Below are 14,607 nucleotides of genomic sequence, written 5' to 3'. Positions count from 1 at the left end.
ACGCTTTATCATATACTGCGGCAAATTAGATTGTCGAGCATACGGTCTTCGTTATTGATTCTGTTTATTCACAAAAGACATGACAGCCTTTGTCATTTCTTGCGCTTCTTTTGGCGCCCTGTCTGATCCAAACCATTTATTCAAGTTACTGTGGCTCAGCGAATGAACCCGAAAAACAAACCGCGAGCCTTTATCATGATTCAGTTTTTCTGCAAATCGGTACACCTCTGGATTTTCCCAGCCCGTGACCAAATAAACAGGCGGTACATTCGCTTGATTCATATAAGTGACAGGTGATGCCTTTGTCCAGTTCTTCTCCTGTTTGCCAAACACCTTTTTGTACGATGGTATGGCTTGTATAAATTGATTGATGTTTAACGGTCCATCTAAAATCACGATGGAATTGATCGTTTTTGGCGACAATCCAACACGTTTTAAATAAGTTGAATCTGTGGCCACCAATGCCGTTAAATGACCGCCTGCCGAATGTCCCATCATGTTGATTTTTGATGAATCGATTTGATATTCATCCGCATGATCCTTGACCCATTTAATGGCGTTTGCCGTATCATCTGCCATCTGCTCATAGTTGGCATCAGGGTGAAGCCTGTAATTCATCGAAACAAACACATACCCTTGATCCGTAAAATAATCAGCCTTTGAAGCGACTCTATTCTTATCGCCGCCTGTCCAGCCGCCGCCATGGAGATAGATCATGACTGGATGCTTCTTCTTATTGTCTTCATCTTTTCCCTTTGGCATATACATATCGAGTGTTTGCTGTTTGTTTTGTGTGTCTGCGTAATGGATATTCGTCGTCGGCTTAGGCTGGTTTAAACGGAACACAAAGAATGCGCATACCAATAAGCCCGCGATGACTGCCGCAAATAAAAGCCATTTCATCATTCGATTCAATGTCATTGCACCTTTCTGTGTTGGGATAGAGAAGCATGATTAGCACATATGTTGATAGACTAGCACGATTCATTTGATACGACTTGTTTGACTTGAACCGTTTGACAATAAAAAGAAAAATACTCTTCTTCAAAGTCTTCGACAAAGTAATTCAAATTTTCCCACCCTCTATCCAAAAGCTGAATGTCCTAAAAAAGATAGGAATCGTTTGTTAACTCCAAATCTTTGATTTGAACAGAAGAGACATTGGTGAATTTCAGATGAATGTCTGCTTGTAGATTCGGGGATTCATATGGGATGTGCAGAACAATACAGTTGATCAAGTCGTAATGTTCATTATACTCTTTAAAGTAGTGAAATTCATTGATTTGCTTTAGATGGTTGATATCGAAATCAGGGATTTGTTTCTGGATTTTTTCATCTAAAAACCATGTCATCGTTTGTCCAAGAGGTTATTGTATAAGTGCAATGATTCGTTTTCTTGTTTCTTCATGGTATTGAATACATAGCGTTGTTCTTCTTCCCAAAAACCCATTAAAAACATACACTCCTTTGTAAGTTGCGTTCTTGATTTCCACAAGTGTTATGCTATTCTCATTTTGCTTTATCACGATAACCGTACACTTGTATAAACAGGTTTATTTGTATGTTTGAATAATGCTACTTCATGATCAGTTAGCCATTTAAGCTCACGAATGTGATAAGAAATTTCTTCTAAATAGGTATCGGTTTCAGCAATTAATTTTTTTGATAAAATCTTTCCTTTATTATCTTCTATAACAAGATAGAGAGTAAACTGCTTTAGATCCAATTCGATCAGAGGATATGCTTTCTTTTTTTTATCGGGACTTAATTTTGTTTGTTTTCCTTTCATCTCCGCTTTATATTCCTTTTCTTTCATTTTTTGAATTGTCGCTTTGACTAGCTGACTGTCCCAGTTTTTTAATTCACACAGATAGAGCATCGCTTTTTCCAAAGTATCAGCTAAGATCTTTTTCTTATTTGTTGCATTTTCAAATTCACTGTAACTAAAGGGTAATTCTAGCTCGTACGTATTTTTTAAAAATAAGATGTCAGGTTCTTTTTTAGAAGTACTCAGTAATTTGTAATCTTTAAAAGAGCCACATATAAAAATAATAGCCTCACAATCTTTCGTTTGAATTTTTTCCCTAATTCCCATAAAAACATTTCTGTCACACAAAGGGATTGGCTGGCTAAGTTCCCACGGTCATCATCTGACATTAATTGGATGTATTTCAAGTACACTCCTTATACCTCCTTTCTAGAATCACCATCTCCCCATTAGGGTAAAGGCACGCCACATTCATAAATCGTATTTCATGTTGAGTTTGAGCTATTTTTTTACTTTTCATATCTTGACTAAAACACCTTCCATATTCAACTGATAGACCATAATTTTTATTTATATGAAATTATTCTTTTTAGGGATTTTTCTAATAAATCAATTGGTATATGGTCTTGACTAATATAGTGGAATATTACTACACCATTTTCCAGTGAAAGAATTGCCCATGCCATTTCTTCAGAAGAAAGGGCACATGTAAGGTTCTCTTTTTTCATCAAATTCTCAAGGGATTGCGATATTTGTTTTACCGATTGTAGGATCATATTTGACCACTGACACCTTACTTCTTCATTTCTCATTGAATACAGAAGAAATTCCATGTTTAGCAGACTCCACGTCCGATTTTCTTCACGACTTTGAATAGACTGTTGATTCATTTTTTCTGAAAAGTGTAAAAGAGAAGGTTGTTCTGCTATTAAAGCATTGATTTTTTCTACATGTAATTGCATTTGTTGTTTCAATAGTGCCAAAAAGATCTCTTCCTTTGAATGAAAATGCGCATAAAAGGCCCCTTTGCTAAATCCCGCATGTTCTGTCAATTTATCAATGGAGACCCCATGAAAACCATACTTGGCGAAATTCTCAACTGCAGAATTTAAGAGTAATTTTCTTGTTTCTTCTTTCCTTTCATTTTGCGTCTTTCTTTGTCTAATCATTCCTTTACCTCCTTTTCTTGACAATCATACCATATAGAATTAATATACCAATTAGTATATAAATTCAAAAGGGTATATAATGTGAAAAGGAGAAAAACAATGCGACAGATGGGGAAAAAAATTCACAAAACGAAAATGGAAATAATCGCTCAAACAGTTAAATCAGGGATTATTAAATCAAATTTGATCCCAATGTGTGCTGGCTTAACCTTGGCATTATACACATATCAAATTGACATCCTTCATAAATCTATTGAGATACTATTGGCTTTTGCAGGTTCAATTTTATTAATTGGTGCTGCTGGAGCTTTAAACAATTTGTATGATAGGGACATAGATTCAGTGATGAATAGAACAAAAAACAGACCTACTGTAACAGGAGAAGTCAATCCTAAAAAAGTTCTATGGCTTAGTATTTTAATGTCTGTTTTAGGACTAGGCTTTTTAGCATTTACAACCTATCTAGCAGCTATTATAGGATTGATTGGTTTATTTTTTTATATTTTTCCTTATACAATATGGAGTAAAAGAAAAACCGTATACAACACAGAAATTGGTAGTATTTCTGGAGCAATGCCTCCTCTCATTGGTTGGGCAGCTATTTCACCAGATATATCACACCCAGCTATTATGGGGTTGTTTTTCATTACAATTATTTGGCAGATGCCGCATTTTTATTCGATAGCTATTAGAAAACAAAATGAATACAAGGCAGCAAACATTCCCATGTTACCGGTTGTAAAAGGAATGAAAAGAACATACTTACAAACGAATCTTTATATCTTAGCAATTACCTTAAGCAGTTTTCTTTTCCATTCTTTAAGCATAGGGCTTGTGCTTGTATCCTTTTTTTTAGGCCTTATATGGATTTGCTTAAGTATTTTGGGTTACAAGCGAATGCATTCCGAGAAGTGGGCATCAATTATGTTTGTCTATTCACTAATTTATATGACAACTCTTTATTCAACGGTCATTATCTATTCTCTTACTCGTCAAATTTTTTGATTAATAAAACATTAGTTTTGTAGATAACCATAATAAGTTCATATAAAAAAGCACCCTAAACGGATGCTTCAATCAAATGATATTTTTTCAAAATGCGATAGGTGATTTCTTTTGCTTCTATTCCGGTGCCTTCGATATTTGTGGCGAAGATGTAGGTTTTGTTTTCATGTTTGATGAAGCCTACGTACCAGCCGATGCCTGAGCCGGAGCCTGTTTTTCCGTATAGGGTGGTGTGTTTCTCTTCTTCTTGAATCATCATTCGTTTGACCGTTCTCATGGCGTTTAGGTCAAATGGGAGAGTCTCTTCATATAGCTGTTTGAGGAAACGAACTTGTTCAACTGGAGAAATACGCAACGTACTGCTTAACCAAAATTGATCGATTCCGCCAGATATGTCTTCGTTCCCATAATGAATGGCTTTCACCCACTGACTCATGCGTTCTTCACCGATGTCACGGGCCATGGCTTGATAGTACCAGACGACTGAATCTCTCATGCCAGATCCTAGTGTATGATCCCTATTCCAGCGGTCAATCTCTCTTTTCACTCCGTCCCAATATTTGATGTCATATTCATCTCTCACTGCGCCTGTTTGGAGTCCGATTAAGGCATTTGCTACCTTAAATGTCGATTGAGGTGCAAAGCGCTCTTTCGCTCTTTTTTTGTTATACACCCAGGGCGACTTTTCTTTTACTTCTTGAATCACAAATGTGCCTTCTCGGTCTTTCAAGAATTCATCTACTGACCATGCTGGTGATGCTCCTTCAGTTGATGAAGGCTGGCTTATACAAAGTGCCATCAGCATCATGCCAGTAAACAGCCATTTTATATACTTTTTCTTCAAAACAATCGCTCCTTTTCCCATGATTCCATTGATTGTAGCATGTTGAGCGATGAGATATAAGGTACGCTTGTCCTCTTTTCTTTCAAACAAAAAAAGCCGGTTCATCCGGCTTTTTGCTGTATATTAGCTTTCTTTTTTCTCTTCAATGGCTTGCTTCGCGATTTTTGAAATCGTCATATCGTCCATTGGCGGGTTATGGAGCCCGGCACGAATATCTCGATAGTAACGCTGCAGTGGACAGTCAAGGCTTAAGCTTTTTGCACCGACTAAACGCATGGCTTTATCAACAACTTGCAGACTGTGATTGACGACTGTATGTTTCACAGCGCCGAATTCATTGATTAACAGCTCTCTTTTCTCCGGCTTTTCATACAATGTGGTCGTTGAGTAGATGACGTGGCGTGCTTGCTTTAATAGTAAGTCAATTTCACCAATAAGTGTTTGGACATTTGGCAGATCACTAATCGTTCCGCTGATACTGTTCGGTGAATGGGTGATGGCATACTGAACAGCATAGTCTCTTGCCGCTTGCGCAATCCCTAAATAGCAGGAAGGAATGTGTGCAATCCAAGGATTTAGCGTACCCCCCCGCGGCCCTTTTTGCACCTCAACAAGCATGTCATCTGAGACCTTAACCTGTTCTAAGATTAAATCATGGCTTTCTGTTCCTCTCATGCCCACAACATTCCACGTTTCTTCTATTGAAACACCTTCTGTCTCACGATGAATTAAGAAGAAACCCATCGCCTCTTTTTCTTCGATCCATACGCCGACTAAAAAGTATGTAAGCGCTGGTGACATCGTTGTGAAAATTTTACGTCCATTGATGATCCACTCATTACCTGATCTAGTGGCTGTTGTCCCAGGCTTGCCCCCTCTTGTTGGACTGCCTGTCTGCGCCTCGCTCACGGCACGGTTGACAAGGGCGCCCTTCTGCACTTCTTTCGCGAAGAATTGCAGCTGCTTCTCATTCCATTGTTTCTTTTCGTAGATTTCGCCTACAACCCCTTGGTGCCAGCCGATCGATAAGGCAGTCGCTCCGTCCATGCTGCCAAGCGTTTCTTGAAACAGAACCATATCCGTGACAGATTGACCTCCGCCTCCGTATTCAGTAGGAAGAGACAACGTCGTATAGCCCATTTCTACTAATGATTCAATATTTTTTTCAGGAAAATAAGCGCCTTCATCATGTTCTTTTGCCGTTTGTTCGATCGTTTCACGAAGAGATTCTAGTTGATTGAGCCATGTTTTTTGAAAATCGGTATCGACAAATAATGCTTTAGACAAAACGTATCCAACTCCTCTGTTTCTTACAATCTATCATATCTGATTTTTCCAATCGGAATAAATAAAACACACTTTACTTATAGGATTTAATATGTTAAATTTTATCAATATTAAGTACATATGTCAAAGGAACGTGATGCTTTTATGATCTCAGCTACTAATCTACATAAATCTTATGGGCAGACCCATGTGTTAAAAGGCATTGATTTCACCGTACAGGAAGGTGAAGTGGTCGCAATTATTGGACCGAGCGGATCAGGAAAAACAACACTTCTTCGCAGTTTAAACAGCCTCGACATTCCAGATAAAGGAGAGCTGACGGTTGGTGAAGCCACGATTCAATTTGAACGATATCAAAAAAAAGATCTTCTAAAACTCAGGCAGCAATCTTCCATGGTGTTTCAGCATTATCACTTGTTTCAAAATAAACGAGCACTTGAAAATATTACAGAAGGATTGATTGTGTCTCAAAACATGTCTAAGAAAGAAGCAGAAAAGGTCGGAGAGCAATTTTTAACGCGGATTGGACTGCTTCATAAAAAAGATGCATTTCCGAGTGAATTATCTGGCGGTCAGCAGCAGCGTATTGGCATAGCCCGCGCTCTTGCGATGAACCCTTCGGTGCTTTTGTTTGATGAACCTACGTCGGCACTGGACCCAGAGATGGTAGGAGAAATTCTTGAAATGATCAAAGATATTGCGAGCCAAGGAATGACGATGGTCATTGTGACACATGAAATTTCTTTTGCAAAGGACGTGGCGGATACGGTGATCTTTATGGCAGATGGCGAAATTGTTGAAAAAGGCTCACCAGAAGACGTCCTGTTGAAACCACAGCATGAACGAACGAAACAATTTTTATCAAGGATTCATCGCGGAATGTGGCAAGGATCGGAGAAAGACAAATGAAGCAAAAGACAGCATTCATGATGTCCGGTGTCCTTCTGTTTCTCCTTTCTCTGATTGGCTGCAGCAGTGTGAAAACCACGACAGATGACGGCAGACAAATTGTGAAAGTCGCACTGAGTGCAGAGGTCAATCCACCCTTTTTAGCAACAAATGACCGAAACGAACCGATTGGCTATAACATTGATTATTTAAATGAAGTGGAAAAGAGGCTTCCCCACGTACATTTTGATTACATTTTTGGCGAGGAAGAATCCAATTTAATCGGTGTAGGCGCAGGGAAGTTTGAAATGGCGGCTAATTGGTTTTTTAGTAACCCTGAACGTGAAAAGCGGTTCCTTTACCCTAAGGTCCCGTATGGCTATTCGATGACAGGTTTAATTGTGAATGAATCAGACAAGGAGATTCGATCGCTTGATGATATGACATCTAAAAAACTGGCTCCTGTCAGTCCTAGCGGAGGCTTGCGTTCGATATTAAATCAATATAATAAAGAGCATGATCCGGATATTCCACTGACGACCATTGAAAGTCCTTCAAATGAACTCAACTTAAAACGTGTTGAAAGCGGACGGTCCGATGCAGCATTTATGAACATTTCAACCTTTGATACCATTCAAAAGCATTTGAACCTAAAGGTCAAAGTTGGCGGCATTGTGTCAAAGGAGCCTATCTATCTTGTCTTACAGCCAAGCGAGAAGCAGCTTGCAGCAGATTTGGACCGGATCACACAAGAAATGATTGATGATGGAACACTGCCTAAGCTTGCGAAAAAGTGGTTTGGTGGTGATTTCTTTCAAAATATTGATGACATCTCAGAGCAAGGGGATCAAAATGAAGAAAGGAAGGAAGCGTCATGACGTTTACAGCTGGAGATTGGCTGCGCATCTTTTTACAGGTGCTTGAACGCCTGCCACTCACTTTTCTCATTATTACGGTGTCATTGTTTTTTGCTATCATCATCGGGTTGCTATTTGCTTTCATTCGTATCAAGCAAATCCCAGTGCTGAAGCAATTGGCTGTTATCTATTTATCTTTTACACGAAGTACGCCTTTAATTGTTCAGTTGTTTTTGATTTATTTTGGACTGCCTCAGCTTTTACTTGTGGCAGGGATTCAAATCAATCATTGGGATCGTGTGTTATTTGTGATGATGACGTTTTCTTTACATACTGGCGCTTATTTATCTGAAGTCTTTCGCAGTGCGTATTCATCTGTTGGGAAGGACCAGCTGGAGGCCGCCTACATTGTTGGGATGACAGATACACAGGCCTTGATCAGGATTATTATCCCGCAGGCCTTTCTCATTGCACTGCCAAACCTCGGAAATTACATCATTGATCTCGTGAAAGACACAGCGATTGCCTTTACAATCGGACTTATTGATATCATGGGACAGGTGAAGATCATTTTAGGAAATAACTACGGGATCGGCATGTTTGAAGTGTACGTGATCATTGCGATTGTGTATTGGCTCATTTGCATGAGCATTGAACTGATCACCATGCTGCTTGAAAGGAAATTTGTAAAAGGCCGCACCAGCCTGTCACGTTAAGGAGGCGATTTGATGCAAACCATTGATATTCAATTTGCGATTGACCAAGTACCTCATATTCTAAAAGGCGTTCCTTTTACTTTATTGATTGCACTCGTTTCCATGGCTGTGAGCCTTTTGATCGGATCTGTTTTTGCTTTCATTCGTCTCTTTCGCATTCCTGTACTCAGGCAGCTTGTGACACTCTATGTCTCCTTTTTTAGAGGAACGCCTCTTATTGTTCAGCTGTTCGCTTTCTTTTATGGGCTCCCTTTTGTTCTAACCAAAGTGAGCGGTACATTCGGGCTGACCTTTCATCCAGATATGGTCTCCCCATTAGCTGTTGCCCTCATTACCTTCAGCCTCCATTCAGCCGCCCATTTAACAGAGGTGGTTCGGAGTGCACTCCTTGCGGTAGACAAAGGGCAGCTTGAAGCGGCAAAAATTGTGGGTATGACGACGCGCCAGGCGATGATGCGCATTATTTTGCCGCAGGCCTTTGTGGTCGCCTTACCGAACCTAGGCAATCAGCTCATTCAGCTATTAAAAGCCACCTCTCTTTCGTTTACGATTGGAGTACTTGAAATCATGGGGATTTCCCGGATCATTGCGAATGACGGCTATCAGTTTTTAGAAACGTACCTCGTCTCTGCTTTGATCTATTGGCTGCTGAGCATTTTCTTTGAACTCGCTTTTGCCTTGTTAGAGAAACGTGTCAGCGTGTACGGAAGATCTCTTGGACGTTAAAAAAGCCGATCAGGCTCAAATACCTGACCGGCTTTTTTTATTCGCCTTTTTTCGGTGTGTTAAACAGTTCCTTTGGTGCGGGTTTTAGTTTTGGTGCGGAACCGAACACGACTGGTGCAGAAATATATCTGAATTCCCCTTTTCCATCCATGCTTCGGCCATATGCCCATCTGCCTTCCTTGCTTGCTTCTCCTCTTGAGAAGTTAAACAGATCATAGGATACTTGCTGTTTTTCTAGTGAGCGCGGGAAGGTGGTTGGTACGACGACGTCCCCTTCTCGTTCTTCTAATTCTTTAATGGCCGCAAGCCACATATTTTGATGATATGTATCACGGGCAATAAGAAAAGAAAGCATATCCTTCACGCCGCGATCATCGGTCATTTCGTAGAGCCTTGTGACCTGAAGCCTCCCTTGTGATTCTGCATTTAAGTTGGCCCTAAAATCAGCCATTAAATTTCCGCTTGCAATGATATACTTGGCATTCCACGGATACCCTTGACTATCCGCTGCCATTGCTCCTAAACCGGCAACAATTGCATGCTGAGGATTCATTCCGCCCATAACAGCTGCTAGTGCGGGGTCACTTTGATACGCCTCTTCTTGTTCCTTAACTGGTGCTTTATCTAGTAAACGCGCGATCATCGTCGCCAGCATTTCGACATGACCAATTTCCTCTGTCCCTATGTCAAACAATAAATCTCTGTATTTTTGATCTGCCCGGCAATTAAAGCCTTGAAATAAATATTGCATCATGACACTAATTTCTCCATACTGTCCGCCTAATACTTCTTGCAGCTTTTTCGCGTAAAGCGGATCAGGCTTTGAGGGCTTTGCTTCATATTGCAGTTCTTTGATGTGATAAAACATGATGTCATCTCCCTTATCAAAACATCTTTTCACTTATCACTATTCAACCGCATGCCTCTTTATGAAAATGAGCAGAATATGTGCACAAAAAAAGGGAATGGCCTCTGCCATTCCCTTTGTCATCCTACTTATTCAGCACTAACTAAAATTTTCACTTGATCTTTTTCATTGATTAATGCATGGAAACCATCCTCGATCACATCGTCCAGCTTGATTTTTTTCGTGACGAGCGTATCTGCAGAGAAATAGCCTTTTCTCATTAAGTTTAATACAGATGGGAATACGTCTCTGTAGCCGATAATTCCTTTGACTGTACGTTCTTTAATGACAATGTCATTTGGCAGAATTTCTGCGCCTTTTTCCCAAATGCTCACAATGACTGTTTCACCTGAAATTCTTGTTGATTGGATGGCTTGCTTCAATACAACAGGTACACCTGTCACTTCAAAAGAAACATCGACGCCACCGTTTGTACGGCTTGCGATTTCTTGAACAACATCTTCATATTGAGAAGGATCAACAATGATCGCTCCAAGCTCTTTAGCTTTTTCTTGGCGTTCTTTAGATAATTCTACTGCGTAAATATCAGTAGCACCAGCTGCTTTTAATGCTTCAATGACAAGTAAGCCAATTGGTCCGCAGCCAAACACAGCCGCTGTATCCCCAGCTTGTACTTTACTAGAACGAACCGCATATAAAGCAACTGCAGAAGGCTCTACAAGCGCACCTTGCTCATATGAGATTTCGTCTGGTAATAAATGAAGTAATTCTTCATCGACAGATACATATTCAGAGAATCCACCGCCGCCTCCGGCAAGTCCTAAAAAGCCCATGTTTTCATCTAAGTTGTAAGCACCTTGGTGTCCGTGAGTCGCAAAAATAGGCTCAACAACCACTCGGTCGCCTACTTTGTAATTGCTCACGCCTTCTCCTACTTCAACAACCTCACCAGAGAACTCGTGTCCCAGCGTAACGGGTGCTTTTTCTTTTGTAAGTGGATGAGGTTCATTCACTGGAATGAAAATCGGTCCTCCTAAATATTCATGTAAATCACTACCACAAATGCCGCACCATTTTACTTTTAGTTTCACTTTTCCTGGAGCAACTGTTGGTTCGTCAATTTCCTCTAGTCGAATGTCCTTTTGATCGTGCCAGCGTAGTGCTTTCATGTGTAAGACTCCTTTTCTCATCAATTTGATTAACTTACTTAAATAATCATAACATAATTTTTTTAATTTTCTAAGTAGGATGCACTATTTTTTTGACATTCAATGGACGAAAGATGACAAAACATAGCAATAAACAGACAAGAAGCATACATACACACCCGATGACAACGGAGGTTCGGATTGATAAAACATGTGCAAGTCCACCAGAGACCCCTGTCATCATCATCGTCAGAATGGCTTCAACCAAAGCATAAAAACTGGCTACCCTCCCCATGACCTCTACCGGGATATTCGTTTGATAGAAAGTCATAAAACCTGTGTTCGCAAATGCTAAAAAGAATGCTAGTATAAAAAAACCAACAGCGGCTACAAACAATGTGCTGGAAAAAGCATAAATGAGATAGCCACATGCAACAAACAAACTGCCAATCCCAAGCATGATCGAAACAGGCAGCCTCTCCACAATCACCGAATTGAGACCTGCGCCTGTGATGATGCCTGCCCCAGCTATACTGACAAGAAGACCATATTCTGTATCAGTCAGCAGCAGCACTTCTTTTGCAAAGGCTGTTTCAAGAGAGTCAATGGCAGTAGGAAGCACCGTGATGGCGGCACTAAACAATAAATACACCGTCATAATCTGGCGTGATGTCAAACTAAACCGAAGAACAAGCTTCGCATCCTCTTTTAACATTGAAAGGGAAAAGCCATTTTGGCCAGCATCTTGTTTTAGCAAATTCGGTAAACACATCGTTAACAGAGCAGATATCAACAAGCAGATCGCATTTATATAAATTGAAAAAACAGGTGTACCGATTAAAAAAAGCAGACCTGCTGCTGCGGGTCCAAGTAAAAATCCACCCGATTGTAATAATGAGCGAATGGCATTAAACCGTTTTCGATTATCCGCCGGGATCAATCCTGTCATATATACCATCGAAGCTGGATGAAACATCGCTTGTGCCATTTGAATGAGAAACACCATCACATACAGGATCAGCAGATGTCCTGAAAATAACGCAAAGGGTACACATGCGATCAGGATAGCCCGGGTGATATCTAAGCTGATCATCACATTCCGCTGATTCAGCCTGTCAACCAAACTGCCAGACCAGCTGTTTGTCAAAAAAGCTGCAGCCGGTCTCAGCATATAGACGGCTGTTACAGCCAGCACAGAGCCCGTTTCTTGAAAAATGAGCAGATGGAGAGCAATCATATAAATCCATTCTCCTATGTTCGCAATTCCGATGGCTCCAAGCAGCAAACTCATATCCCGCCAATGTTTTTTCATAGCTGTTCCCCCTATTTGTCATAAAAAAATCCCGCCCCCAAGACATTTCTGTCTTGAGGACGGGATTTACTCCGCGTTGCCACCTCAGTTTATTCATCTGTTGCCAGATGAACCTTAGCAGGTCATCATGAACCCATCTCTGTAACGGGAGAATTTCGCTGCACCACCATCCGAAGGAATCCGGTGCAGAGCTAAGAGGCTTGGTTCCATCATGCTTCCCAGCTCCTTCTCAGCTTAACGGAGTTCTCTGTGCGGGACAGCTATGATGTACTCTTCTCTATTTGCGCTGTGTCTTTATTTCATCACGATCTTCAGCTGAATTGTTACATATTGTACTGCGCCTCGATCAAAGCGTCAATGTTTTTTTCAAGTTAATCAGCATAGATCATCTTTCTGGTCATGCCACCATCAACGACTAAATCTGTACCCGTCACAAATTGATTGTCTTCATCTGTTAAATAAAAGCAAGCCTTCACAATATCCTTTGGCGCCCCGACTCGATTGGAAAGATGCTGCTTGTGGTCGACCTCTCGAAGATTCTCCTCATCCTTCGTTTCAATCCATCCAGGGGAAATGCTATTCACCGTGATGTGATCCGGGCTAAAAGAAGCAGCCAAGGCATGAGTCAGTGCTGATATTCCGCCTTTTGATGCAGCATATGCTTCCGTATGAGGCTCTGACATTGTCGCGCGGGTGGATGAAATGTTCACAATAGAACCGCCTTTTGGATTCTCTTTTATATAACGTGCTGCTTCTCTTGCACATAGAAAAGTCCCTCTTAGGTTCGTATGTAACACACGATCCCACTCATCGACCGTTAATTCATAAGGCGATACTGTGCACATGACGCCGGCATTATTGATGAGAATATCAATCGTTTTGCAGCGCTCCGCTGCAAACGACATTAAGTGTTGAATATCCTTCTCTTGTGTCACGTCCGTTTTTTTAAAATAAGCTTCTAAAGATTCTTTTTTCAGCTCTTCCTCCAAACGCTTGCCCTTCTCTTCATCTATATCTGCAATCACCACACGCGCTCCTTCTTTTGCATAGCCCCAGGCGATCGATTCACCAATTCCATTGGCTGCGCCTGTGATGATAACGGTTTTTTCTTTAAAATTCAGCATATGATTGATTCCTTTCTAACTGGTATGAATGAAATACTTTTATCCTTTCCTGAAAAGAGCGATCCAGTCATCCACCTCTATTGATTCTATTTTTTCCTCTGTCATTTTTAATCTATAATATTGCTTTATTTTCTCGTTAGCATCTAACAAGTATTCTGTAACAATCTCTTCTTCCTTTAAAGTTTTCGTTGTGCGCTTGACCCATTCTTGAAAAGGATAACGTTTTTTTCGTTCCATTGATCTTACTTCTTTTATTCCCTCTTCTAAAAACAATTTCCTCCATTGTTCTGTAGATAGACAGGACACATGACTTGGGTCTCTCAATCGTTCTAGCTGATTGATAAATAGTGCAAGCTCTTCATCATTTGGCGAAACATTATCAATAAAGAAAAACAGACCATTTGACTTTAATACGCGAGACGCCTCTTTGGCGAACTGTTCAGGGTGCGGGAAATGGTGTGCTGCAATTCGGCATGTGACCATATCAAATGTTCCATCTAAAAAAGGAAGGCTTTCTGCATCCGCTACTACATAAAAAATTTGTGGATACGCTTTTAAATGAAGTGATGTATTAGAAAGCATCTCTTTCGTTAAATCTGTCGCAAACACTTGATTCACATATGGAGCCAGTGCTTTTGCGGTATGCCCGCCACCTGTTGCTATATCGAGTACGATCCAGCTTTTTTCTGGAGCTGCCCATTCAACAATTAGATCTAGGTCTGCTCCCTTTGCATGAGTTTGACTCGTCACATACTTTTCTGCATTTCTCCCAAATTGTTCTACAACTCTTCTTTTAGCCTGATCTGAATTCATCTGATTCCTCCCCTTTGAAATGGATTTGTATATTCTATGTGATTTTCCACAATAAAGAGCCGTCCCATTTTATTGAGCGGCC

16 protein-coding genes are annotated in these 14,607 nt (G+C 40.5%); 5 read left to right on the top strand and 11 right to left on the bottom strand.

Annotation, left to right across the window (positions count from 1 at the left end; translation table 11 throughout):
- Positions 1–51: 51 nt before the first annotated feature.
- From ACSSTM_RS18510 to ACSSTM_RS18495, 4 genes are all read right to left on the bottom strand, one after another.
- On the bottom strand, positions 52–921 hold the full coding sequence (locus ACSSTM_RS18510) for an alpha/beta hydrolase (protein ID WP_095285482.1): 870 nt from the start codon (positions 919–921) through the stop codon (positions 52–54).
- A 182-nt stretch (positions 922–1,103) separates the two neighbouring features.
- Positions 1,104–1,352, bottom strand: a complete 249-nt coding sequence (locus ACSSTM_RS18505; RefSeq protein WP_252067789.1) for a hypothetical protein — start codon at positions 1,350–1,352, stop codon at positions 1,104–1,106.
- 170 nt (positions 1,353–1,522) lie between these two features.
- Positions 1,523–2,095 (bottom strand): hypothetical protein, encoded by a 573-nt coding sequence (locus ACSSTM_RS18500; RefSeq protein WP_252067790.1) that lies wholly within the window; start codon positions 2,093–2,095, stop codon positions 1,523–1,525.
- 239 nt (positions 2,096–2,334) lie between these two features.
- Entirely contained in the window at positions 2,335–2,937 is a 603-nt protein-coding gene (locus ACSSTM_RS18495; protein ID WP_095285483.1) for a TetR/AcrR family transcriptional regulator, read from the bottom strand.
- A 108-nt stretch (positions 2,938–3,045) separates the two neighbouring features.
- Between ACSSTM_RS18495 and cyoE the strand changes: the two genes are divergently transcribed.
- Entirely contained in the window at positions 3,046–3,942 is an 897-nt protein-coding gene (gene cyoE, locus ACSSTM_RS18490) for a heme o synthase (protein ID WP_370876314.1), read from the top strand.
- 55 nt (positions 3,943–3,997) lie between these two features.
- Here cyoE and blaBPU read toward each other — a convergent pair whose 3' ends face one another.
- Both blaBPU and ACSSTM_RS18480 read right to left on the bottom strand, forming a co-directional pair.
- Complete coding sequence (gene blaBPU, locus ACSSTM_RS18485; RefSeq protein WP_095285514.1) at positions 3,998–4,786, bottom strand: BPU family class D beta-lactamase; 789 nt, start codon at positions 4,784–4,786, stop codon at positions 3,998–4,000.
- A gap of 123 nt (positions 4,787–4,909) precedes the next feature.
- Positions 4,910–6,073 carry an acyl-CoA dehydrogenase family protein gene (locus ACSSTM_RS18480; protein ID WP_095285485.1) on the bottom strand — a complete coding sequence of 388 codons (1,164 nt, stop codon included), beginning with the start codon at positions 6,071–6,073 and terminating at the stop codon, positions 4,910–4,912.
- A gap of 144 nt (positions 6,074–6,217) precedes the next feature.
- On the opposite strand from ACSSTM_RS18480, the gene ACSSTM_RS18475 reads away from it, so the two are divergent.
- From ACSSTM_RS18475 to ACSSTM_RS18460, 4 genes are read left to right on the top strand one after another with little or no spacing between them, the layout of a single operon-like run.
- On the top strand, positions 6,218–6,982 hold the full coding sequence (locus ACSSTM_RS18475; RefSeq protein ID WP_170938403.1) for an amino acid ABC transporter ATP-binding protein: 765 nt from the start codon (positions 6,218–6,220) through the stop codon (positions 6,980–6,982).
- Positions 6,979–7,839 carry an amino acid ABC transporter substrate-binding protein gene (locus ACSSTM_RS18470; RefSeq protein WP_420735193.1) on the top strand — a complete coding sequence of 287 codons (861 nt, stop codon included), beginning with the start codon at positions 6,979–6,981 and terminating at the stop codon, positions 7,837–7,839. Before ACSSTM_RS18475 ends, ACSSTM_RS18470 begins: the two co-directional genes overlap by 4 nt.
- A complete protein-coding gene (locus tag ACSSTM_RS18465) occupies positions 7,836–8,534 on the top strand; it encodes an amino acid ABC transporter permease (protein WP_034661454.1) in 699 nt (232 codons plus the stop codon). Before ACSSTM_RS18470 ends, ACSSTM_RS18465 begins: the two co-directional genes overlap by 4 nt.
- A gap of 12 nt (positions 8,535–8,546) precedes the next feature.
- Positions 8,547–9,260 carry an amino acid ABC transporter permease gene (locus ACSSTM_RS18460; protein ID WP_187703979.1) on the top strand — a complete coding sequence of 238 codons (714 nt, stop codon included), beginning with the start codon at positions 8,547–8,549 and terminating at the stop codon, positions 9,258–9,260.
- Between the two features lie 37 nt (positions 9,261–9,297).
- On the opposite strand, the gene ACSSTM_RS18455 is transcribed toward ACSSTM_RS18460, so the two are convergent.
- The 5 genes from ACSSTM_RS18455 to ACSSTM_RS18435 all read right to left on the bottom strand — a co-directional run bounded on the left by ACSSTM_RS18455 (position 9,298) and on the right by ACSSTM_RS18435 (position 14,525).
- The gene (locus tag ACSSTM_RS18455; RefSeq protein ID WP_034661459.1) at positions 9,298–10,128 is read right to left on the bottom strand and encodes a manganese catalase family protein; all 831 of its coding nucleotides are present in this window, start codon (positions 10,126–10,128) and stop codon (positions 9,298–9,300) included.
- A gap of 128 nt (positions 10,129–10,256) precedes the next feature.
- Entirely contained in the window at positions 10,257–11,297 is a 1,041-nt protein-coding gene (locus tag ACSSTM_RS18450) for a 2,3-butanediol dehydrogenase (protein ID WP_034661461.1), read from the bottom strand.
- Positions 11,298–11,367: 70 nt separating this feature from the next.
- The gene (locus ACSSTM_RS18445) at positions 11,368–12,588 is read right to left on the bottom strand and encodes an MFS transporter (protein ID WP_095285491.1); all 1,221 of its coding nucleotides are present in this window, start codon (positions 12,586–12,588) and stop codon (positions 11,368–11,370) included.
- A gap of 371 nt (positions 12,589–12,959) precedes the next feature.
- Positions 12,960–13,709, bottom strand: a complete 750-nt coding sequence (locus tag ACSSTM_RS18440; protein ID WP_034662020.1) for a glucose 1-dehydrogenase — start codon at positions 13,707–13,709, stop codon at positions 12,960–12,962.
- A 42-nt stretch (positions 13,710–13,751) separates the two neighbouring features.
- Complete coding sequence (locus ACSSTM_RS18435; protein ID WP_034661467.1) at positions 13,752–14,525, bottom strand: class I SAM-dependent methyltransferase; 774 nt, start codon at positions 14,523–14,525, stop codon at positions 13,752–13,754.
- Positions 14,526–14,607: the final 82 nt, after the last annotated feature.

This window comes from Bacillus sp. RK1064 (assembly GCF_051488405.1).
Taxonomy (GTDB): Bacteria; Bacillota; Bacilli; order Bacillales; family Bacillaceae; genus Bacillus.
Note: the sequence above shows the minus strand (reverse complement) of the source record. Positions and strands in the feature narration are given on the sequence as shown.